The 18177-nt window shown below is 58.0% G+C and carries 17 protein-coding genes; 15 read left to right on the plus strand and 2 right to left on the minus strand.

Features of this window, described 5'->3' with window-relative positions; all coding sequences use genetic code 11:
* Positions 1-102 precede the first annotated feature (102 nt).
* From AACY02_RS14590 to AACY02_RS14605, 4 genes are all read left to right on the plus strand, one after another.
* A complete protein-coding gene (locus AACY02_RS14590; RefSeq protein WP_339432565.1) occupies positions 103-1023 on the plus strand; it encodes a MurR/RpiR family transcriptional regulator in 921 nt (306 codons plus the stop codon).
* A gap of 160 nt (positions 1024-1183) precedes the next feature.
* Complete coding sequence (locus AACY02_RS14595) at positions 1184-2299, plus strand: Gfo/Idh/MocA family protein (RefSeq protein ID WP_339432566.1); 1116 nt, start codon at positions 1184-1186, stop codon at positions 2297-2299.
* A 1135-nt stretch (positions 2300-3434) separates the two neighbouring features.
* Positions 3435-5591, plus strand: a complete 2157-nt coding sequence (mtlD, locus tag AACY02_RS14600; RefSeq protein ID WP_339432567.1) for a bifunctional mannitol-1-phosphate dehydrogenase/phosphatase — start codon at positions 3435-3437, stop codon at positions 5589-5591.
* Between the two features lie 192 nt (positions 5592-5783).
* Positions 5784-6086: a hypothetical protein gene (locus tag AACY02_RS14605; RefSeq protein ID WP_339432568.1), complete on the plus strand. Its 303-nt coding sequence runs from the start codon at positions 5784-5786 to the stop codon at positions 6084-6086.
* A 488-nt stretch (positions 6087-6574) separates the two neighbouring features.
* Here AACY02_RS14605 and AACY02_RS14610 read toward each other — a convergent pair whose 3' ends face one another.
* Complete coding sequence (locus AACY02_RS14610) at positions 6575-7294, minus strand: alpha/beta family hydrolase (protein ID WP_339432569.1); 720 nt, start codon at positions 7292-7294, stop codon at positions 6575-6577.
* A gap of 95 nt (positions 7295-7389) precedes the next feature.
* Between AACY02_RS14610 and ccoN (AACY02_RS14615) the strand changes: the two genes are divergently transcribed.
* The 8 genes from ccoN (AACY02_RS14615) (at position 7390) to ccoP (AACY02_RS14650) (ending at position 14286) form a co-directional block, all read left to right on the plus strand.
* Positions 7390-8814: a cytochrome-c oxidase, cbb3-type subunit I gene (ccoN, locus tag AACY02_RS14615; RefSeq protein WP_221733294.1), complete on the plus strand. Its 1425-nt coding sequence runs from the start codon at positions 7390-7392 to the stop codon at positions 8812-8814.
* Positions 8815-8824: 10 nt separating this feature from the next.
* Complete coding sequence (gene ccoO, locus AACY02_RS14620; protein WP_339432570.1) at positions 8825-9433, plus strand: cytochrome-c oxidase, cbb3-type subunit II; 609 nt, start codon at positions 8825-8827, stop codon at positions 9431-9433.
* Between the two features lie 3 nt (positions 9434-9436).
* Positions 9437-9634, plus strand: coding sequence for a cbb3-type cytochrome oxidase subunit 3 (locus AACY02_RS14625; protein ID WP_339432571.1), 198 nt, complete (start codon positions 9437-9439; stop codon positions 9632-9634).
* Positions 9631-10584: a cytochrome-c oxidase, cbb3-type subunit III gene (gene ccoP / locus AACY02_RS14630; protein WP_339432572.1), complete on the plus strand. Its 954-nt coding sequence runs from the start codon at positions 9631-9633 to the stop codon at positions 10582-10584. Before AACY02_RS14625 ends, ccoP (AACY02_RS14630) begins: the two co-directional genes overlap by 4 nt.
* A 480-nt stretch (positions 10585-11064) precedes the next feature.
* Complete coding sequence (gene ccoN, locus AACY02_RS14635; RefSeq protein ID WP_123463551.1) at positions 11065-12507, plus strand: cytochrome-c oxidase, cbb3-type subunit I; 1443 nt, start codon at positions 11065-11067, stop codon at positions 12505-12507.
* Positions 12507-13115 (plus strand): cytochrome-c oxidase, cbb3-type subunit II, encoded by a 609-nt coding sequence (gene ccoO / locus AACY02_RS14640; protein ID WP_221733289.1) that lies wholly within the window; start codon positions 12507-12509, stop codon positions 13113-13115. The genes ccoN (AACY02_RS14635) and ccoO (AACY02_RS14640) overlap by 1 nt, the downstream gene beginning before the upstream one ends.
* Before the next feature lie 5 nt (positions 13116-13120).
* Positions 13121-13306, plus strand: a complete 186-nt coding sequence (locus AACY02_RS14645) for a CcoQ/FixQ family Cbb3-type cytochrome c oxidase assembly chaperone (RefSeq protein ID WP_003175465.1) — start codon at positions 13121-13123, stop codon at positions 13304-13306.
* Entirely contained in the window at positions 13303-14286 is a 984-nt protein-coding gene (gene ccoP, locus AACY02_RS14650) for a cytochrome-c oxidase, cbb3-type subunit III (protein WP_339432573.1), read from the plus strand. Before AACY02_RS14645 ends, ccoP (AACY02_RS14650) begins: the two co-directional genes overlap by 4 nt.
* A gap of 55 nt (positions 14287-14341) precedes the next feature.
* Here the strand turns inward: ccoP (AACY02_RS14650) and AACY02_RS14655 are convergent, their stop codons facing one another.
* On the minus strand, positions 14342-15346 hold the full coding sequence (locus AACY02_RS14655; RefSeq protein ID WP_339432592.1) for a metallophosphoesterase family protein: 1005 nt from the start codon (positions 15344-15346) through the stop codon (positions 14342-14344).
* Positions 15347-15673: 327 nt separating this feature from the next.
* Here AACY02_RS14655 and AACY02_RS14660 point away from each other — a divergent pair, with 327 nt between their 5' ends.
* From AACY02_RS14660 to AACY02_RS14670, 3 genes are all read left to right on the plus strand, one after another.
* The gene (locus AACY02_RS14660; protein ID WP_339432574.1) at positions 15674-15850 is read left to right on the plus strand and encodes a hypothetical protein; all 177 of its coding nucleotides are present in this window, start codon (positions 15674-15676) and stop codon (positions 15848-15850) included.
* A 256-nt stretch (positions 15851-16106) separates the two neighbouring features.
* Positions 16107-17522 (plus strand): cytochrome c oxidase accessory protein CcoG, encoded by a 1416-nt coding sequence (gene ccoG / locus AACY02_RS14665; RefSeq protein WP_339432575.1) that lies wholly within the window; start codon positions 16107-16109, stop codon positions 17520-17522.
* Positions 17523-17533: 11 nt separating this feature from the next.
* Positions 17534-18073 (plus strand): FixH family protein, encoded by a 540-nt coding sequence (locus tag AACY02_RS14670; RefSeq protein ID WP_339432576.1) that lies wholly within the window; start codon positions 17534-17536, stop codon positions 18071-18073.
* Positions 18074-18177 lie beyond the last annotated feature (104 nt).

Below are 18177 nucleotides of genomic sequence, written 5' to 3' on the forward strand. Positions count from 1 at the left end.
AAGATTTTGTTCTTGCCTACCCTGTAGACTGCGCATTGCAAACCTATTGCCAGGGGACGAGGTGAAAAATCGTCCCTATAAGAACAGCCTGAAGGATTCCCTATGTCCCGCACCGATCAGCCGGCTACGACCGAGAGCACGCTCGAGAGCGATCTCACCAGCCCCCCGATCAATGCCGAGCGTCTGTTGCAGCTGATCACCAATGAATACGACAGCCTGCCGCGCCAGCTCAAACGCATCGCCAGTTACATGAGCCAGCAAAGCGACCGGATCATGGTCGACCGCATCAGCGACATTGCCCGCGAGTGCGAAGTGCACCCGTCGGCCATCGTGCGGTTTTCCCAGCGTTTCGGCTTCAGTGGCTTCAGCGAAATGCAGGCGTTGTTCCGCGAGGCGTATACCCACAAAACCACGCCGGTGCAGAACTACCAGCAGCGCATTCGCAGCATGATCGCCAACAAATCGCAGAAAGCCAGCGGCGGCGACCTGGCGCGCGAGTGCATCAACGCAACCCTGTCGGGCATCGAACGACTGGGAATGGAGCTCGATGACCTGGCCTTCGACAAGGCCGTGGACATGGTGGTGAATGCGGACAACATCTACGTGGTCGGCGTGCGCCGTTCGTTCGCGGTAGCCGATTACCTGGTCTACAACCTGCAACACACCAACAAACGAATCCACCTGGTCTCGGGGCTCGGCGGCAGCTATCGCGAGCAAATGCGCAGCGTGCGCGCCAATGACCTGGTGATCGCTATCAGCTTCACGCCATACGGCAAGGAAACTCAGCATTGCCTGCGTATCGCCCAGCATCAACAGGCGAAAACCCTGATCATCACCGACAGCAATCTCTCGCCCTTGGCCAAGCGCGCCAACACCCTGCTGCTGGTCAACGAAGGCAGTTCATTTGCGTTCCGCTCATTGAGTGCGACCCTGTGCCTGTGCCAGGCGCTGTTTATCGCCGTGGCGTATCGACTGGAGTTGAAGGTCGATGATATTCACGAGCAGGTCGGGTTCGAAGACTGATCCAGGAGCGGCGTTACGGCTGCACGCGTAGCGCCCTCCCTCCCCCATCGCTGGCAGCGGCCGCGCACTCGCTTGTAAATATTTATTCCATTTATTTACAGGAAAGAATAATTATTCTATAAGCTGATTCTCTGAAAACAAGAATTTAGAGGATCCTGCCATGCGCGAACTCGGAATCGGACTGATCGGCACAGGCTTCATGGGCCGCGCCCACGCCTTGGCCTTTCGCAACGTCAGTGGGGCCTTCGAACTGCCCTTCACACTGCGCCTGGCCGCCCTGGCGGACGCCGATCACGTTCGTGCGCAAGCCTGCGCCACTGCCTGGGGCTTTGAGCAGGCCTATGGCGATTGGCAGCCATTGATCGACGATCCCAAAGTAAACCTGATCGCCATCACCACGCCCAACCACCTGCACTACCCGATGGCCATGTCCGCTATCGCCGCAGGCAAGGCTGTGTACTGCGAAAAACCGCTGGCGGTTAACCTTGAACAGGCCAATGCCATGCACCTGGCGGCCAAGCATGCCGGCGTCGTCACCCGTGTCGGCTACAACTACCAGCACAACCCGATCATCGGGCTGGCGCGGGAGTTGATTCAGAGCGGCAGACTGGGCGAGATCATCAGTTTTCAAGGCGAATTCAGCGAAGACTTCATGGCCGATCCCGCGTCCCCCTGGTCATGGCGCTGTGAAGCCGAGCATGCCGGTGGCGCATTAGCGGATCTGGGTAGCCACTTGCTGGGCATGGCGCGCTACCTGCTGGGCAATGTCGAAGCGGTCTGCGCCGACTCCCAGACCGTGCACCGCCAGCGCCCCACCACCGCCGGTAGTCAGCAACAACGCACAATTGCCGTCGACGATCAGACGCATGCATTGCTGCGCTTCGCCAGCGGCGCGCGTGGAACCTTCAGCAGCAGTTGGCTCAAGCATGGCTACAAGAACCACCTGAGCTTCGAGATCAGTGGCACACACGGAACCCTGACGTTCGACCAGGAGCGCTTGAATGAGTTACGCCTGTGCCGTGCAGGCCAGGACGGTTTCCAGCGTTTACTGGCCGGGCCGACCCTGCCCGGTTACGCAGCGTTCAGTCCGGCGCCGGGGCATCAGTTGGGCTACAACGAGTTGAAGACGCTGGAAGTCCATGAGCTGATCATGGCCCTGGCCGGCCAAGGACAAGCCGGCACTGATTTCGAACAAGCACTGGAAGTCGAGCGATTGGCGACAGCCATTCGAATGGCGGCGCGGGAACAGCGCTGGGTCAATGTCGGCGAGGTTTGATGCGGACAAGGGTGGACCCAGGACGGATGCCGGGCGCTGGATCGTGCAGAGATTCTGTCATCCGCGCCCTCAGCGCATACAGGCCGGTTTGCAGCGCAGAGATCACCTCAGTCAGGCCGACGAAGCTCCCGGGGTAAGGGATACTGGTTTTCTCGGTGAGCTGAGCGTTCGCAGTGGATGGATTTCTCATGGGTCCGGTCCTTTGTTACAGCACGGCGTTGGCGATACCGAATGAAATGGCCTCTATGAGGTTGAACGGCAAGAATTTCCGCTGAGGGGAGCGGATTTTGAAGAGTGAATACGCGTTCGAAAATCATGTTTTTTACAATTCTCGTGTCGTTTCCCTTTTTTTTATCGCACTCGAAACGTTTCAGCGCAACCGCTGGAGCTGCAACGGGATGCACCAACCTGTCCAAGGGGCATGGCGCCAGGCCTTGTGGTCTGGGGGTTTATGCGTTTCAAAAAAAATAAAACTTATCGTTAAAAAAATCATGAAACCTCACTGCACGCCGAGCGAAAGCGCGTGATCTCCCAGTTCCATCGACAGACGCAAGCAGTCTGAATAGATGGTCATGCCGTTCACTTCAAACATCGATTGATGTTCCGACTGCACGGCCAGCGTCCTTGATTCCGGCGTCTCGTACATGCTATTGCTAAAAAACGACTAGCCAATTCGCAGGAAGTTATCAAGCCGTATGCATGGAGTCACACACATCAATCGCCAGTCCGGCCCACCGTATGCATCCCTGATTGCGCACTGTGGGCCTTACGTCAAACACTACTTGAATGTAGCCACAGGGTCCGTTATTCAGCGCTCCACACACTCCGCTTCACACTGCCTGCGAACTCGCTTGTCTGGCAGCTACGCCTATAGGCGCCATCGTTACGTCCCTCCGCCTGCCCTTCTGATCGATAGTCACTGAACCGGCGCCACCTCGTTGTGGTTCGTCACGGTGAGTTCTGCTCGCCTGGTTTTTTCTATCTGAATTCATCACTCACTTGAGTGAAACACAAACCGGTCGGCATCCAGCCTCAAACGGCGTCAACTTCGGGTCACGACAGAATGCTGCCGCAGCGCCTCCTGCACGAGGTTGACCGGTTGTGAGCGTTCCCACGTTACAAGGAGCATCAGCCAATGATTTTTTTCCAGGGGAAGAGAATACTCAGCGCCATCTTCGATATGGATGGCACCATGTTTGACACTGAGCGCCTGCGCTTCAGAACCCTCAAACAGGCATCCAACGAAATTTTCGGCAAGCCGCTCAGCGAGCAAACCTTGATCGGCTCACTGGGCCTGAGCGCGAAGAAGGCCGAAGCGCTCGCGAAGGCGCACAACGGTGAAGATTTCCCCTACGCGCAGATCCGCCAGCGGGCCGATGAGCTAGAACTGGAGTACGTGCGTGATCACGGCGTCCCCATCAAAGCGGGCTTGCTGGAGGTGCTGGAGCGGTTGCGCAAATGCGGCCTGACCATGGCAGTCGCCACCTCAAGCCGCCGAGCCATCGCCGAGGAATACCTGATCAATGCCAACGTGCTCAAGTACTTCGACATCACCGTGTGTGGCGATGAAGTCAGCCAGGGCAAGCCCCATCCCGAGATTTTCCTGCGCGCAGCCAGCGCCCTCAATTGCGCGCCTGGCAGTTGCTTCATGGTCGAAGACTCTGAAAACGGACTGCTGTCGGCGATCCGTGCCGAAGGGCAACCGATCCTGATCGAAGACATCAAGCCACCTGCCACTGAGGTCAAAGCCGGCGCGCTCAAGGCTTACGGCAGCATGCACGAGTTTCTCGCCGACATCAGCGAGTGCATTCCCCACTTGGGCACACCTGAACTGAGCGAGCCTTTCCCCCAGGCGCTGAACCAGTTTCGCGTGGGTATTCATGGCTTTGGTGCGATCGGTGGTGGCTACTTGACGCAAGTGTTCTCCCACTGGGACGGCTACACCCGGCCCTGTGAAATCATTGCCGCGACCCGCTCGCGGATGCTGCGCGAGACGGTCGACGCCTTCGGTCGGTTCAGCGTGCGTTACGGTGCCACGTCCTTCGACCAGACCATCGAAAACCTCAGAATGATCGATATGGACGACGCCCAAGCGGTGATCGATATGTATGACGTCGCCGAAATCATTGGCCTCAGCCTGCCGGAGCAAGCCATCCGCAAACAGGCCGGGGTGATCGCCAAGGGACTGCTGCGGCGCTTTGAACGCCGCGGCCGCGAACTAACCATTTTGATCGTGTTGAACAAAGTGGGTGGCGCCGCCTTCGTTCGCCGACACGTCGAAGCGGAATTGGCGCTGCTGTGCTCAGTGGAAATTTGCCAGCAGATCCTGAACAAGACCCACTTTGCCGAAACCGTTGTCAGCCGAATCGTCTCCAAGATCAGCAAAGATGCCCTGCTGCGACAACTGCGAATCAAGTCGCAAATGTTCCAGAACAGCATGGACGAGGAACCGAGCATGGCACCCAGGCTTGCCACTCCGGTACCGGAATACGAACGGCTGATTGGTCGCTTTCGCCCGTTCGCCCAGTCCAGCAGCGCACTTAACCAGATGCATCTGATCCTGTTCAACAGCGAGCCGGATATGCCTCTGTATGTGGAACGCGGCAGCGATCTGCTGGAGCGACTGCGCCAAGTGAAAACCGTAGATGACATTGCCCAGATCCAGGTCATCAAGAATCGCCTTTGGAACGGTCCTCACGCGATTATTGCCTGGTATGCCAGCCTGCTGGGATATTCGTGGGTGGGCCAAGGCATGGGGGACTCGCGTGTAAGCGCTTTGGCCGAGCGGCTGATCCGCCAGGAGGTTGCTCCCGCCTTGTTGGCAGACAATGCGCAGATGAACGAGGCGGTCGCCGCGTTTGCTCAAACCTTTTTGGAGCGCTGCAAGACTTCCTTCAAGGACCCTTGCGCACGTGTAGGCCGCGACCCCCTGCGCAAATTGCAGCGCAACGAGCGCATTCTGAGCAGCATTGATCTCGCCAGAAAACACGGGATCGAAACGCCCGCCCTCGAGTTCGGTGCCGCACTGGCCATTCATTACGCCCTGCGCTCGACCGACAGCAAGGAACAGGAGTGCCTTGGGATAAGGAAGCTTTACGATGAAAGTGGCAGTGTCGAAAAAGTGCTGACGCATACAGGGGACTACAACGGCAGGCCGTATCCAGGACTGGACGGGCTTGATGATGCAGCGCTGGTAGAGTCGATTTCGGAGCATTTTCATCAGCTCCTGGAACCTGACTCGGCTCACTGGGGATGGCCGTTTGAGGCTGGATCGCAGCCGCACGTGTCGTAACTTCGCAGCAGAGGCCTGCACGATTTAACCCTGTCTCTGAGAGCTGCTGTAGCTTTTCGGCCTTTGCAACATAGCCATCTGGCCATCGTTGATGCGTGCAGTTCTCGGGGATGGACGAATGGCGCTTGCAAGGCCGTGCCGGCACCTCGTCTTCCCTTTGTTCGGTGTGCTCTTGGTAAAGGTAAAACCACCATGAAATGGACCGCCCCCCGCAAAATCCTACCGGCCCCGGCGGCTATCAGACTTGATGAGGATACCTTGTCGGTCCTGGAGGACTACCGTATTGCCAAAAAGGCTTGGCTGGATGCATCAGACGACGCGCCGGATATGAAAGAGCTAGAGCACGCGTTTCATTATGCAGCGGCCGAGTTCGCGAGTTGGGTTGACGCCGAGATTGATTTTCAACTGGAACTCGCCGGGCGAACGTTACCAGTACCCAGCGATTCGCCAGGCCCGGGATGCATTCATTGCATGGCGCATGAGCAGGACGTGTGACAACCGAATCCTACTGCCTCAGCATTTCACAGGACGGTACCACGTCAGCCTGACGAGAACCGCCCGAGCCTCTCTGCGAGAGCGCGCTATCGCGGTGTTTCCTTCCACACTCCTGATGGAAAGCGACGGACACAACGGCAACCAAGGGAGCAATGAGTGCGGCCAGAGAAAAACCTTCGCCCCGCTCACCCTGGGTATGCATCCATAAGGATTCATGACCTAAAGCACACGTTTGGTCGACGACTGCGCACAGCTGTGCCGTAGCACAGCTCGAGCGTCTGAGGATGAATATACGTTCATCGAAAACAGGGTTCTATGCGTCTAGTCTGCGGGTTCCGACATAGTGACTACAGGAGTAAACCACCATGTTCTCGCATGAAAGCGTCCCGCTGATCATCATCTTCATCATCATGCTGCTTGGCGTGCTTACCGCCATCCTCCATCCGGTACATGCGTTCATTACCAGAGTTCGGAGGCGCAGAGACAGATCATCCACCGAGACAATTAAAGAGATGGATACGCGCTGAACTATTGCCGAGAAACTCGACTACCTGCTGCGCGGCGCTAGCCAGATGCTGTTCATGGGTAAAACCTGAAGCTTTCAACGGCTTCAAATCATGATCCCCGGCCGCCAGCCACGTCACCTCGATACTCGGTGACAAGGTGTAAGCCTCGACAGCTTCCCGATTGCCAAGCGCATCGCGCTCCCCCTGAACAATCAAAGTCCGCGTCTTCAAAGACGCCAAATGCTCAACCCGAGGTTTCTCCGGCTTCCCCACCGCATAAAACGGATAACCCAAACAGACCAACGCATCGGCACCCAATTCCTCGGCCAATAGACTCGCCATCCGCCCCCCCATCGACTTCCCGCCAATGGCCAAAACCCCAGCGACATGACGTCGCACTTCAACGAACACCTCGCGCCAGCACTCCAGCAATTTCCCCGCAGGATTGGGCGGCCGCTTACCCCCATCAACCCGTCGCTGCGCCATATACGGAAACTCAAAGCGCAACACGTTGACCCCAAGTGCAGCAAGGCGCCGAGCCATGTCCGTCATCCAGTCACTGTCCATCGGCGCACCAGCACCGTGGGCCAGGATCAACGTCGCCGAAGCCTCGCCCGACGCGGCGTCCCACAGCCATCCATGCTCGCGCGCACACTGCGCCCATTGATCCCCGTCAATACTGGCCTTGTGCTGTTTGTCCATGCTTGCCTCGCTTTTAGTCTGCCTATAACTCCAGGCGAAGGATTCGCGGCGATTGTTGCTCGCGCTCACTTCGGCTGAACCGTGGATGGGGAACCATGAACACTTCTATCAGTACCGCCTACAACTACAAGGTGGTCCGCCAATTCGCCATTATGACGGTGGTCTGGGGCATCGTCGGCATGGGCCTCGGGGTTTTTCTCGCCGCCCAATTGGTCTGGCCTGAACTCAACTTCAATTTGCCCTGGACCAGTTTCGGCCGTCTGCGCCCGCTGCACACCAACGCGGTGATCTTCGCCTTCGGTGGCTGCGCGCTGTTCGCCAGTTCGTTCTACTCGGTGCAACGTACCTGCCAGACTCAACTGTTTGCGCCGAAAATCGCCGCGTTCTGCTTCTGGGGCTGGCAACTGGTGATCCTGCTGGCGGCGATCAGCCTGCCGTTGGGTTACACCAGTTCCAAGGAATACGCCGAGCTGGAATGGCCGATCGACATTCTGATCACCATCGTCTGGGTGGCCTACGCCATCGTGTTCTTCGGCACGATCATGCAGCGCAAGACCAAGCACATTTATGTGGGCAACTGGTTCTTCGGTGCGTTCATCATCACCGTGGCAATCCTGCACATCGTCAACAACCTTGAGTTGCCGGTGAGTTTCACCAAGTCCTACTCGGTGTATGCCGGTGCGACCGATGCGATGGTGCAATGGTGGTACGGCCACAACGCCGTGGGCTTTTTCCTCACCGCCGGTTTCCTCGGGATGATGTACTACTTCGTGCCGAAACAGGCCGAGCGCCCGGTGTATTCGTATCGCCTGTCGATCGTGCACTTCTGGGCACTGATCACCCTGTACATTTGGGCCGGCCCGCACCACTTGCACTACACCGCGCTGCCGGACTGGGCACAGTCGCTGGGCATGGTGATGTCACTGATCCTGCTGGCACCGAGCTGGGGCGGGATGATCAACGGCATGATGACCCTCTCGGGCGCATGGCATAAGTTGCGCAGCGACCCGATCCTGCGATTCCTCGTGGTGTCGCTGGCGTTCTACGGCATGTCGACCTTCGAAGGTCCGATGATGGCGATCAAGACCGTCAACGCGCTCTCCCACTACACCGACTGGACCATCGGCCACGTACACGCCGGTGCTCTGGGCTGGGTGGCGATGATTTCCATCGGCGCGCTGTACCACATGATCCCGAAAATCTTCGGCAAAGAGCAGATGCACAGCATCGGCCTGATCAACGCGCATTTCTGGCTCGCAACCATCGGCACCGTGCTCTACATCGCGTCGATGTGGGTCAACGGCATCGCCCAAGGCCTGATGTGGCGTGCCGTGAACGAGGACGGCACGCTGACCTACTCCTTCGTCGAAACCCTGGTGGCCAGCCACCCAGGCTTCGTCGTACGGCTGGTGGGTGGGGCGATCTTCCTCAGCGGCATGTTCCTGATGGCTTACAACACCTGGCGCACCGTGCGGGCCTCACAGCCTGCTGACGTCGTTGCTGCCGCGCAGATGGCCTGAGGAGTCCGCCATGAAACACGAAACGATTGAAAAGAACGTCGGCCTGCTGATGTTGCTCATGGTGTTCGCCGTGAGCATCGGCGGCCTGACCCAGATCGTCCCGCTGTTCTTCCAGGACGTGACCAACAAACCGGTGGAAGGCATGAAGCCCTACACCGCGCTGCAACTGGAAGGCCGCGACATCTACATCCGCGAAGGCTGCGTCGGTTGCCACTCGCAGATGATCCGCCCGTTCCGCGCCGAAACCGAACGCTACGGGCACTACTCGGTAGCCGGTGAGAGCGTGTGGGATCACCCGTTCCTGTGGGGCTCGAAACGCACCGGTCCGGATCTGGCCCGGGTCGGCGCGCGTTACTCGGATGACTGGCACCGCGCGCACTTGTACAACCCGCGCAACGTCGTGCCGGAGTCGAAGATGCCCGCCTACCCGTGGCTGGTCACGCAAGCGGTCGACAGCAGCCACACCGAAACCAAGCTCAAGACCCTGCGCACCCTCGGCGTGCCGTACACCGACAACGATATCAGCGGCGCGGTGGCCAGCCTCAAGGGCAAGACCGAGATGGACGCCCTCGTCTCCTACCTGCAAGTGCTCGGCACTGCAATCAAGAGCAAGAGGTGAGCCATGGTCATTGAAATGAGCACAGGCCTCATACGTGGCCTCGGCACGGTCGTGGTGTTCGTCGCCTTCGTCGGCCTGACCTTGTGGGTTTTCAATCGCAAGCGCACCCCGGAGTTTGCCGAAGCACGTCTGCTGCCGTTCGCCGACGAGCCGCAACCCGACACTACCCCCGCATCTGAACCAAGGAGTACCCGGCCATGACCACCTTCTGGAGTACGTGGATCTGCGTACTGACCATCGGCAGCCTGATCGGCCTGACCTGGCTGCTGATCGGCACGCGTCGGGGCGAGACCAAGGGCAGCGTCGACCAGACCATGGGCCACAGCTTCGACGGCATCGAGGAGTACGACAACCCGCTGCCGCAGTGGTGGTTCATGCTGTTCGCCGGCACGCTGGTGTTTTCCGTGGGCTATCTGATCCTGTATCCGGGCCTGGGTAACTGGAAAGGCATCCTGCCCGGTTACGAGGACGGCTGGACCGGCGTGCACGAGTGGGAAAAGGAAATGAGCAAGGCTGACGCCAGGTTCGGACCGATCTTCGCCAGGTTCGCCGCCATGCCGCTGGAAGAAGTGGCAAAAGACCCACAGGCGCTGAAAATGGGTGGCCGTCTGTTCGCCTCCAACTGCTCGGTCTGCCACGGCTCGGATGCCAAAGGCGCGTTCGGCTTCCCCAACCTGGCCGACAGCGACTGGCGCTGGGGCGGCGACGCCGACACCATCAAGACCACCATCATGGGTGGGCGGATGGCGGCGATGCCGGCCTGGGGCGAAGTGCTCGGTGAAGCGGGTGTGAAAAACGTTGCCGCGTATGTGCGTCACGATCTGGCCGGCCTGCCTTTGCCCGCCGACAGCAAGGCCGACCTGCAAGCCGGACAGCAAACGTTCAGCACCACTTGCGTCGCCTGCCATGGGGCAACCGGCCACGGCACTGAAGCCATGGGGGCGCCGAATCTGACGCACCCGGCCGGATTTATCTATGGCACCAGCCTGACCCAGCTCGAACAGACCATCCGCCATGGTCGCCAAGGTCATATGCCAGCGCAGAATGAGCTGCTGGGTAACGATAAAGTGCAATTACTGGCTGCTTATGTGTACAGCCTCAGCCACAAATTGAATACAGAAAAACTTATTACTGAAGACAATAAGCAGTAGTTATTGACTACACCGCTGCCGCATGTTTCTCAGTGCGGCAGTTTCCCGCCCCTTTGCGACGCATTGTCGCACCCCTTGATACCCTCTCCTTTCGGTTCCCCTGATTCGGGTCTACGCTTGCTCGATGCGGACTGGCCCGTGCTGGTTCCAGGTCGACCTGAGCGATGTGTTCGATGAATCGGCTGACAAACGCGCCGCAAAGGCCGGTAGATACCGGCTGTCGCGCCGATTGCCGTTCATCAGCCGAACCGGCAGTTTTAACACACCTCGTTACAAGTGATCTGAACCCCTCGCTTTTTTTGTCTGCTGCGACATTTTGTCCGAGGCCAATTTTGTCCTTACGCGGCGTATGGAAAGGCCGCAGAATCAGCGTTGGAAAGCATTGACCCAGGTCATGGCGCGTTGCAATGACCCCTTGCTCTCTGCATACTTGCGGCCGATTTTAATCCTAATAAAACACCTAAACCGTGGAACCTTAGAATGAGCACAGCAATCAGTCCGACTGCTTATAACTATAAGGTAGTCCGCCAGTTCGCCATCATGACGGTGGTCTGGGGGATCCTTGGCATGGGGCTCGGTGTCTTCATCGCCTCGCAACTGGTCTGGCCGGAATTGAACTTCGGTCTGCCGTGGACGAGCTTTGGACGCCTGCGCCCGTTGCACACAAACCTGGTGATTTTTGCCTTCGGTGGATGTGCACTGTTTGCCACTTCCTACTATGTCGTGCAGCGAACCTGCCAGACGCGACTGATTTCCGACAGCCTCGCCGCCTTCACCTTCTGGGGCTGGCAAGCGGTGATCGTCGGCGCGATCATTACCTTGCCGCTGGGTTACACCACCACCAAGGAATACGCGGAACTGGAATGGCCGCTGGCTATTCTCCTGGCCATTGTCTGGGTCACCTACGGTCTGGTGTTCTTCGGCACCATCACCAAGCGCAAAACCAAGCACATCTACGTCGGTAACTGGTTCTACGGCGCTTTCATCGTCGTCACCGCGATGCTGCACATCGTCAACCACGCCTCGCTGCCGGTCAGCTTCTTCAAGTCCTACTCGGCCTACTCCGGCGCGACCGACGCGATGATCCAGTGGTGGTACGGCCACAACGCCGTGGGTTTCTTCCTGACCACTGGCTTCCTGGGGATGATGTACTACTTCGTGCCTAAACAGGCCGAACGTCCGATCTACTCCTATCGCCTGTCGATCGTGCACTTCTGGGCACTGATCACCCTGTACATCTGGGCCGGCCCGCACCACCTGCACTACACCGCACTGCCGGATTGGGCACAGTCGCTGGGCATGGCAATGTCGATCATCCTGCTGGCACCGAGCTGGGGCGGCATGATCAACGGCATGATGACCCTGTCGGGCGCCTGGCATAAATTGCGCACCGACCCGATCCTGCGCTTCCTCGTGGTATCGCTGGCGTTCTACGGCATGTCGACCTTCGAAGGGCCGATGATGGCGATCAAGACCGTCAACTCGCTCTCGCACTACACCGACTGGACCATCGGCCACGTACACGCCGGCGCTCTGGGCTGGGTGGCCATGATCTCGATCGGTGCGATCTACCACATGATCCCGAAACTGTTCGGCCGTGCGCAGATGCACAGTGTCGGCCTGATCAACGCGCACTTCTGGCTCGCAACCATTGGTACCGTGCTGTACATCGCGTCGATGTGGGTCAACGGCATCACTCAAGGCCTGATGTGGCGGGCAATCAACGACGACGGCACCCTCACCTACTCGTTCGTTGAAGCGCTGCAAGCCAGCCACCCTGGCTACATCGTCCGTGCCCTGGGCGGTGCATTCTTCGCCAGCGGCATGTTCCTGATGGCTTACAACGTCTGGCGCACCGTGCGCGCCTCGAACCCGGCTGAAGCCGAAGCCGCCGCCCAGATCGCTGTCGTTGGAGCTCACTGATGAAGCATGAAGCTGTCGAGAAGAATATTGGCCTGCTGGCCTTCTTCATGGTCATCGCCGTCAGCGTCGGTGGCCTGACCCAAATCGTTCCGCTGTTTTTCCAGGACGTGACCAACAAGCCGGTCGAGGGCATGAAGCCACGTTCGGCGCTGGAACTGGAAGGCCGCGATATCTATATCGCCAACGGTTGTGTCGGCTGCCACTCGCAGATGATCCGTCCGTTTCGCGCCGAAACCGAACGCTATGGCCACTACTCGGTCGCTGGTGAAAGCGTCTGGGATCACCCGTTCCTGTGGGGTTCCAAACGTACCGGCCCGGACCTGGCCCGTGTGGGTGGTCGCTACTCCGATGACTGGCAGCGTGCGCACTTGTACAACCCGCGCAACGTAGTGCCTGAGTCGAAAATGCCGGCTTACCCGTTCCTCGTGGAAAACAAGCTCGACGGCAAAGACACGGCCAAGAAAATGGAAGTGTTGCGCACACTCGGCGTCCCTTACACCGACGAAGACATCGCCGGTGCAAAAGATGCCGTGAAGGGCAAAACCGAAATGGACGCGCTGGTGGCCTATCTGCAAGGCCTGGGCACCATCATCAAAAGCAAACGGTGAATTGGATGGATATCGGGATGATTCGTGGCCTGGGCACCGTTGTCGTGATGGTGGCCTTCATCGGTCTGGCCTTGTGGGTATTCAGCCCCAAGCGCAAGTCGGAGTTTGAAGACGCGACCTTGCTGCCTTTTGCGGATGATCCCGAAGCCATCAAGCACGTCGAGCAAGCTTCTAGGAGTAACAAAGAATGACTACATTCTGGAGTCTGTACGTCACAGTCCTCAGTCTCGGTACGATCTTTTCCCTGACCTGGCTGCTGCTGTCGACCCGCAAGGGCCAGCGCAGCGAACAGACGGACGAGACGGTCGGGCACTCCTTCGACGGGATCGAGGAGTACGACAACCCACTGCCGAAATGGTGGTTCATGCTGTTCGTGGGCACCATCATTTTTGCCTTGGGTTACCTGGTGCTGTATCCGGGTCTGGGTAACTGGAAAGGCCTGCTGCCAGGCTATAACTACCTCGATAACGACAAGCAGACCGCGTTCGCCAACGGCCAGACCGGCTGGACCGGCGTCCACGAGTGGGAAAAGGAAATGGCTCGCTCGGACGCCAAGTTCGGTCCGATCTTCGCCAAGTTTGCTGCCATGCCGATCGAAGAAGTCGCCAAGGATCCGCAAGCCCTGAAGATGGGCGGCCGCCTGTTCGCCTCCAACTGCTCGGTTTGCCACGGTTCCGACGCCAAAGGCGCTTACGGTTTCCCGAACCTCACCGACGCCGACTGGCGCTGGGGCGGCGAGCCGGAAACCATCAAGACCACCATCATGGGCGGTCGTCACGCGGTGATGCCGGCCTGGGCCGAAGTGATCGGCGAGCAAGGCGTTGCCGACGTGGCAGCCTATGTGGTGACGCAACTCGATGGCCGCAAGCTGCCGCAAGACGCCAAGGCTGACCCGGTCAACGGCCAGAAACTGTTCGCCGTCAACTGCGTGGCTTGCCACGGCCCGGAAGGCAAAGGCACCCCGGCCATGGGCGCGCCTAACCTGACCCACCCGGGCGCGTTCATCTACGGCTCGAGCTTCGCGCAACTCCAACAAACCATCCGTTACGGCCGTCAGGGCCAGATGCCGGCGCAGGAACAACTGCAAGGCAACGACAAGGTTCACCTGCTGGCGGCTTACGTTTACAGCCTGTCCCACGGTGAAAAAATGCCGGAAGCCGAGGCGCAGTAAGGCCGACGCTTGATGCAAAGGAAGGCCCGGCCAATGACAATTGGCCGGGCCTTTTTCATGGACGGCTGGCCCAGATGGATTTCACCGCCACCGTGTCGATGAGCGTGCGCTCCTGCCATTGATTGTCCTTCACCAGATAAATCTGCAACTGCTTGCGATCCTCGGTAAAACGGGTGATCAAGTAGGTCTGCTGAGACGTGGCGCCACTCAGATACATCGGCACATCTCCCACCCAGTAAGAGTCACCGCCGTCCCGGTGTAAATGACCGGCGAATATTGCTGTGACCTGATACTTGACGATCATGTCGCGAAAGCGTTTTTGCTGCGCACTGTCGCCCTTCATCTTCAACGGCTTGTGCATATTTATGATAATGGCGTACCCCTGAGCTCTCGCCAGACGCAGGTCAACCTCAAGCCAGTCCAGTGCACTATTGATCTCGAACGTCGTCGGGTTCAGGAAATGAGCAATCCGGGTCGTGTACGTCGGCTCATTGTTGAGTTGAACCATGTGGACGTCACCGATGGTCTTTGAATAAGCGAGACTTCCTGAATACGTATTACCCCAAAAACCTTGCGCGGACCTCACATCAAAGTTATCCACCCTGTTTTCATGATGTTTTCTGAATTCAACAATACTGCCCGCCGCACAGCTGTTACTGAAACAATCATCCACATTGTTTTCATAGTCATGATTACCCAAACCATACAGATACTCACCACCGAAGTGCTTAGCCAGCACCTCTTTCATATAGGAGCGCTGCCAGTCATGACCGAACGCGGTGATATCTCCGTTGATCATCAATGGCACTTTCGCCTGCCCACCCTGAGCATTTCGAAAAGCGGCAATACTTGCCAACTGAGTTTCCACCAGCCACTTCGAACGCTTTGTAAACGCCTCATCAGATTCAGGCGCCCCGCTGTCTGTCTTGTCTGTCCAGGGATACTGCGTATCCGATGCAAACACCATATATTTAGGCGCAGGCTCCACAGAATAAGCCGAGACTACCGACAACAACAAACACACACCCAGAATAAAAGCCGCAACTTTACTACCCGTCATCATATTTAACTTCCATTCAATAACTTATGCTGACGACCTCATGTCGCCAGCCACCAACTTATTCGAAAGACAATAAAATCTCAAACACACAAACCTGATTAATTAATCACTCTTGTTTCCAAGCTTCTAAAAAACAACCAGGACTAACAATTAAAAAGCAATCAACGATCAGCCGCAGGGGCTTGCGAAACTTGCAATCAGAAAGCGTTCACGATTTGAGGCAAATGCTCAATAGACTCAATCTTCATCGGTCTGTAACTTTTCTTTCCGTCTGCCGATGGTTCGTCAGACCACCCCCTATACCGCTGCATATCAAGGAAGAAAGCCATGCGAGAATCCGATGTTGATTGTGTGCAATCCCACGAAGATTTCACTTTTGCCGACCCGGGTATCAAACCCGACACTCCGCTCCCCGATGCCAGCGGCGACGCCACCGCTGGCCATGAGGTGAAAAAACCCAAAGACGGCGGGCTTGAAAGTCTCGGCGGCGGCAGGCTGGACTGATGCCTGCGGATTGCCTGCCGAGACGATGCATGGGACTCACTCGCCCGAGCGATTCTCATGCATCGTCTATAGTCAATTGATCTGGATCAGGACTTGTTACATCTGCTACACCATTTACAGCCCGCCCCCAACGCGACCAAAGGTCGCACCCGTTAGACGGCGTGACAGGCGTATCATTGCGCCACTGCAACGCCCTTTCCGACCCCGGCCGGCACGTATCGACCGAGGCATTTTTCCACTGCCGTGGGATGCAATGATGAGCAACCAGATTCCGGTACACGACGTCACGCCACCGAGCAAAAACGCGAACAACAGCGTTGATCTTTACGCCTCACGAGAAAAAATCTACACCCGTGCTTTTACCGGTTTGTTCCGCAATCTGCGGATGATGGGCGGTGCCGCCCTGTTCCTGCTGTATTTCGGCACGGTGTGGCTGAACTGGGGTGGCCATCAGGCCGTGTGGTGGAACCTGCCGGAGCGCAAGTTCTTCATCTTCGGCGCCACCTTCTGGCCACAGGACTTCATTCTCCTTTCAGGCCTGCTGATCATTGCCGCGTTCGGCCTGTTCTTCATCACCGTGTATGCCGGCCGAGTCTGGTGCGGCTACACCTGTCCGCAAAGCGTGTGGACGTGGATTTTCATGTGGTGCGAAAAGGTCACCGAAGGCGACCGCAACCAGCGCATCAAGCTCGACAAGGCGCCGATGAGCGGCAACAAACTCCTGCGCAAACTCGCCAAACACTCGCTTTGGCTGCTGATCGGTTTCGTCACAGGCATGACCTTCGTGGGTTACTTTTCGCCGATCCGCGAACTGGTCTTCGAGTTTTTCACCGGACAAGCCGATGGCTGGTCGTACTTCTGGGTCGGCTTCTTCACCCTCGCCACCTACGGCAACGCCGGCTGGCTGCGCGAACAGGTGTGCATCTACATGTGCCCGTACGCTCGCTTCCAGAGCGTGATGTTCGACAAGGACACACTGATCGTTTCCTACGATCCGCGTCGTGGCGAAAGCCGTGGCCCGCGCAAAAAAGGCGCCGACTACAAGGCTCAGGGCCTGGGCGACTGCATCGACTGCACCATGTGCGTTCAGGTCTGCCCGACCGGTATCGACATCCGCGACGGCCTGCAAATCGAATGCATCGGCTGCGCCGCATGTATCGACGCCTGCGACAGCATCATGGACAAGATGGATTACCCGCGCGGCCTGATCAGCTACACCACCGAACACAACCTGTCGGGCCAGAAAACCCATAAACTGCGGCCACGCCTGATCGGCTATGCCGTGGTGTTGCTGGCGATGATCAGCCTGTTGGTGACTGCGTTTGTCATGCGTTCACTGGTCGGTTTCGATGTCAGCAAAGACCGCGTGCTGTATCGCGAGAACGCCGAAGGCCGGATAGAAAACGTCTACAGCCTGAAGATCATGAACAAGGATCAGCGCGACCACACCTACGTGCTGGAAGCCGCTGGCTTGCCGGATCTGCGCCTGCAAGGCAAACGTGAAATCAAGGTCGCGGCCGGGGATATTTTCAGCATGCCGGTCGAGCTGTCGAGCGCACCGGAACAACTGCCGTCGAGCACCAACGAGGTCAAATTCATCCTCAAGGATGCTGATGACAACAGCGTCCACGTTGAAGCCAAGAGCCGATTCATCGGCCCACAAATCCGTTAAGAGAACTGAACATGCCCGCAGCAAACGCCGCAAGTCCCTGGTACAAGCACCTCTGGCCATGGATCATCATCGCGATTCTGGCCTGTTCGGTGACGCTGACCCTGTCCATGGTGACCATCGCGGTGAACAACCCGGACAACCTGGTCAACGACAACTACTACGAGGCAGGCAAAGGCATCAACCGCTCACTGGATCGCGAACTGCTCGCACAGCACCTGAAGATGCGCGCCGCTGTGCATCTGGATGATCTGACCGGTGAAGTCGAAGTGCGCTTGAGCGGCGACAGCCAGCCCAGGACACTTGAGCTGAACCTGATCTCGCCGACCCAACCGGAGAAGGATCGCAAGATCGTCCTGACCCGCAGCGAAACTGAAGCGGGCCGCTACATCGGCCAGTTGAGCGACAAGGTCGACGGCCGCCGGTTTGTCGAATTGCTGGGATCGCAGGATGATCACATCTGGCGCATGTTCGAAGAAGAGCGGGTCAGCCATGACACGGACCTGCTGCTCGGTGACGAACCGCTCCAGGGCGCCGAAGACCTGAAGAAGTAACGCCGCGCTTCGCGCAAACCCGCTCCCACGGTGGATATCCAGTATCCACCGTGGGAGCGGGTTTGCTCGCGAAGAGGCCCGACCGGACGACATCGATTACGCCG

It is taken from the genome of Pseudomonas sp. EA_65y_Pfl2_P78, from assembly GCF_963970495.1.
Taxonomy (GTDB): Bacteria; Pseudomonadota; Gammaproteobacteria; order Pseudomonadales; family Pseudomonadaceae; genus Aquipseudomonas; species Aquipseudomonas baetica_A.

Excerpts from the sequence above, each read along its gene's own strand:
- AACY02_RS14590 (WP_339432565.1), top strand. The coding sequence starts at position 103 with ATGTCCCGCACCGATCAGCCGGCTACGACCGAGAGCACGCTCGAGAGC.
- AACY02_RS14595 (WP_339432566.1), top strand. The coding sequence starts at position 1,184 with ATGCGCGAACTCGGAATCGGACTGATCGGCACAGGCTTCATGGGCCGC.
- mtlD (WP_339432567.1), top strand. The coding sequence starts at position 3,435 with ATGATTTTTTTCCAGGGGAAGAGAATACTCAGCGCCATCTTCGATATG.
- AACY02_RS14605 (WP_339432568.1), top strand. The coding sequence starts at position 5,784 with ATGAAATGGACCGCCCCCCGCAAAATCCTACCGGCCCCGGCGGCTATC.
- AACY02_RS14610 (WP_339432569.1), bottom strand. The coding sequence starts at position 7,294 with ATGGACAAACAGCACAAGGCCAGTATTGACGGGGATCAATGGGCGCAG.
- ccoN (WP_221733294.1), top strand. The coding sequence starts at position 7,390 with ATGAACACTTCTATCAGTACCGCCTACAACTACAAGGTGGTCCGCCAA.
- ccoO (WP_339432570.1), top strand. The coding sequence starts at position 8,825 with ATGAAACACGAAACGATTGAAAAGAACGTCGGCCTGCTGATGTTGCTC.
- AACY02_RS14625 (WP_339432571.1), top strand. The coding sequence starts at position 9,437 with ATGGTCATTGAAATGAGCACAGGCCTCATACGTGGCCTCGGCACGGTC.
- ccoP (WP_339432572.1), top strand. The coding sequence starts at position 9,631 with ATGACCACCTTCTGGAGTACGTGGATCTGCGTACTGACCATCGGCAGC.
- ccoN (WP_123463551.1), top strand. The coding sequence starts at position 11,065 with ATGAGCACAGCAATCAGTCCGACTGCTTATAACTATAAGGTAGTCCGC.
- ccoO (WP_221733289.1), top strand. The coding sequence starts at position 12,507 with ATGAAGCATGAAGCTGTCGAGAAGAATATTGGCCTGCTGGCCTTCTTC.
- AACY02_RS14645 (WP_003175465.1), top strand. The coding sequence starts at position 13,121 with ATGGATATCGGGATGATTCGTGGCCTGGGCACCGTTGTCGTGATGGTG.
- ccoP (WP_339432573.1), top strand. The coding sequence starts at position 13,303 with ATGACTACATTCTGGAGTCTGTACGTCACAGTCCTCAGTCTCGGTACG.
- AACY02_RS14655 (WP_339432592.1), bottom strand. The coding sequence starts at position 15,346 with ATGACGGGTAGTAAAGTTGCGGCTTTTATTCTGGGTGTGTGTTTGTTG.
- AACY02_RS14660 (WP_339432574.1), top strand. The coding sequence starts at position 15,674 with ATGCGAGAATCCGATGTTGATTGTGTGCAATCCCACGAAGATTTCACT.
- ccoG (WP_339432575.1), top strand. The coding sequence starts at position 16,107 with ATGAGCAACCAGATTCCGGTACACGACGTCACGCCACCGAGCAAAAAC.
- AACY02_RS14670 (WP_339432576.1), top strand. The coding sequence starts at position 17,534 with ATGCCCGCAGCAAACGCCGCAAGTCCCTGGTACAAGCACCTCTGGCCA.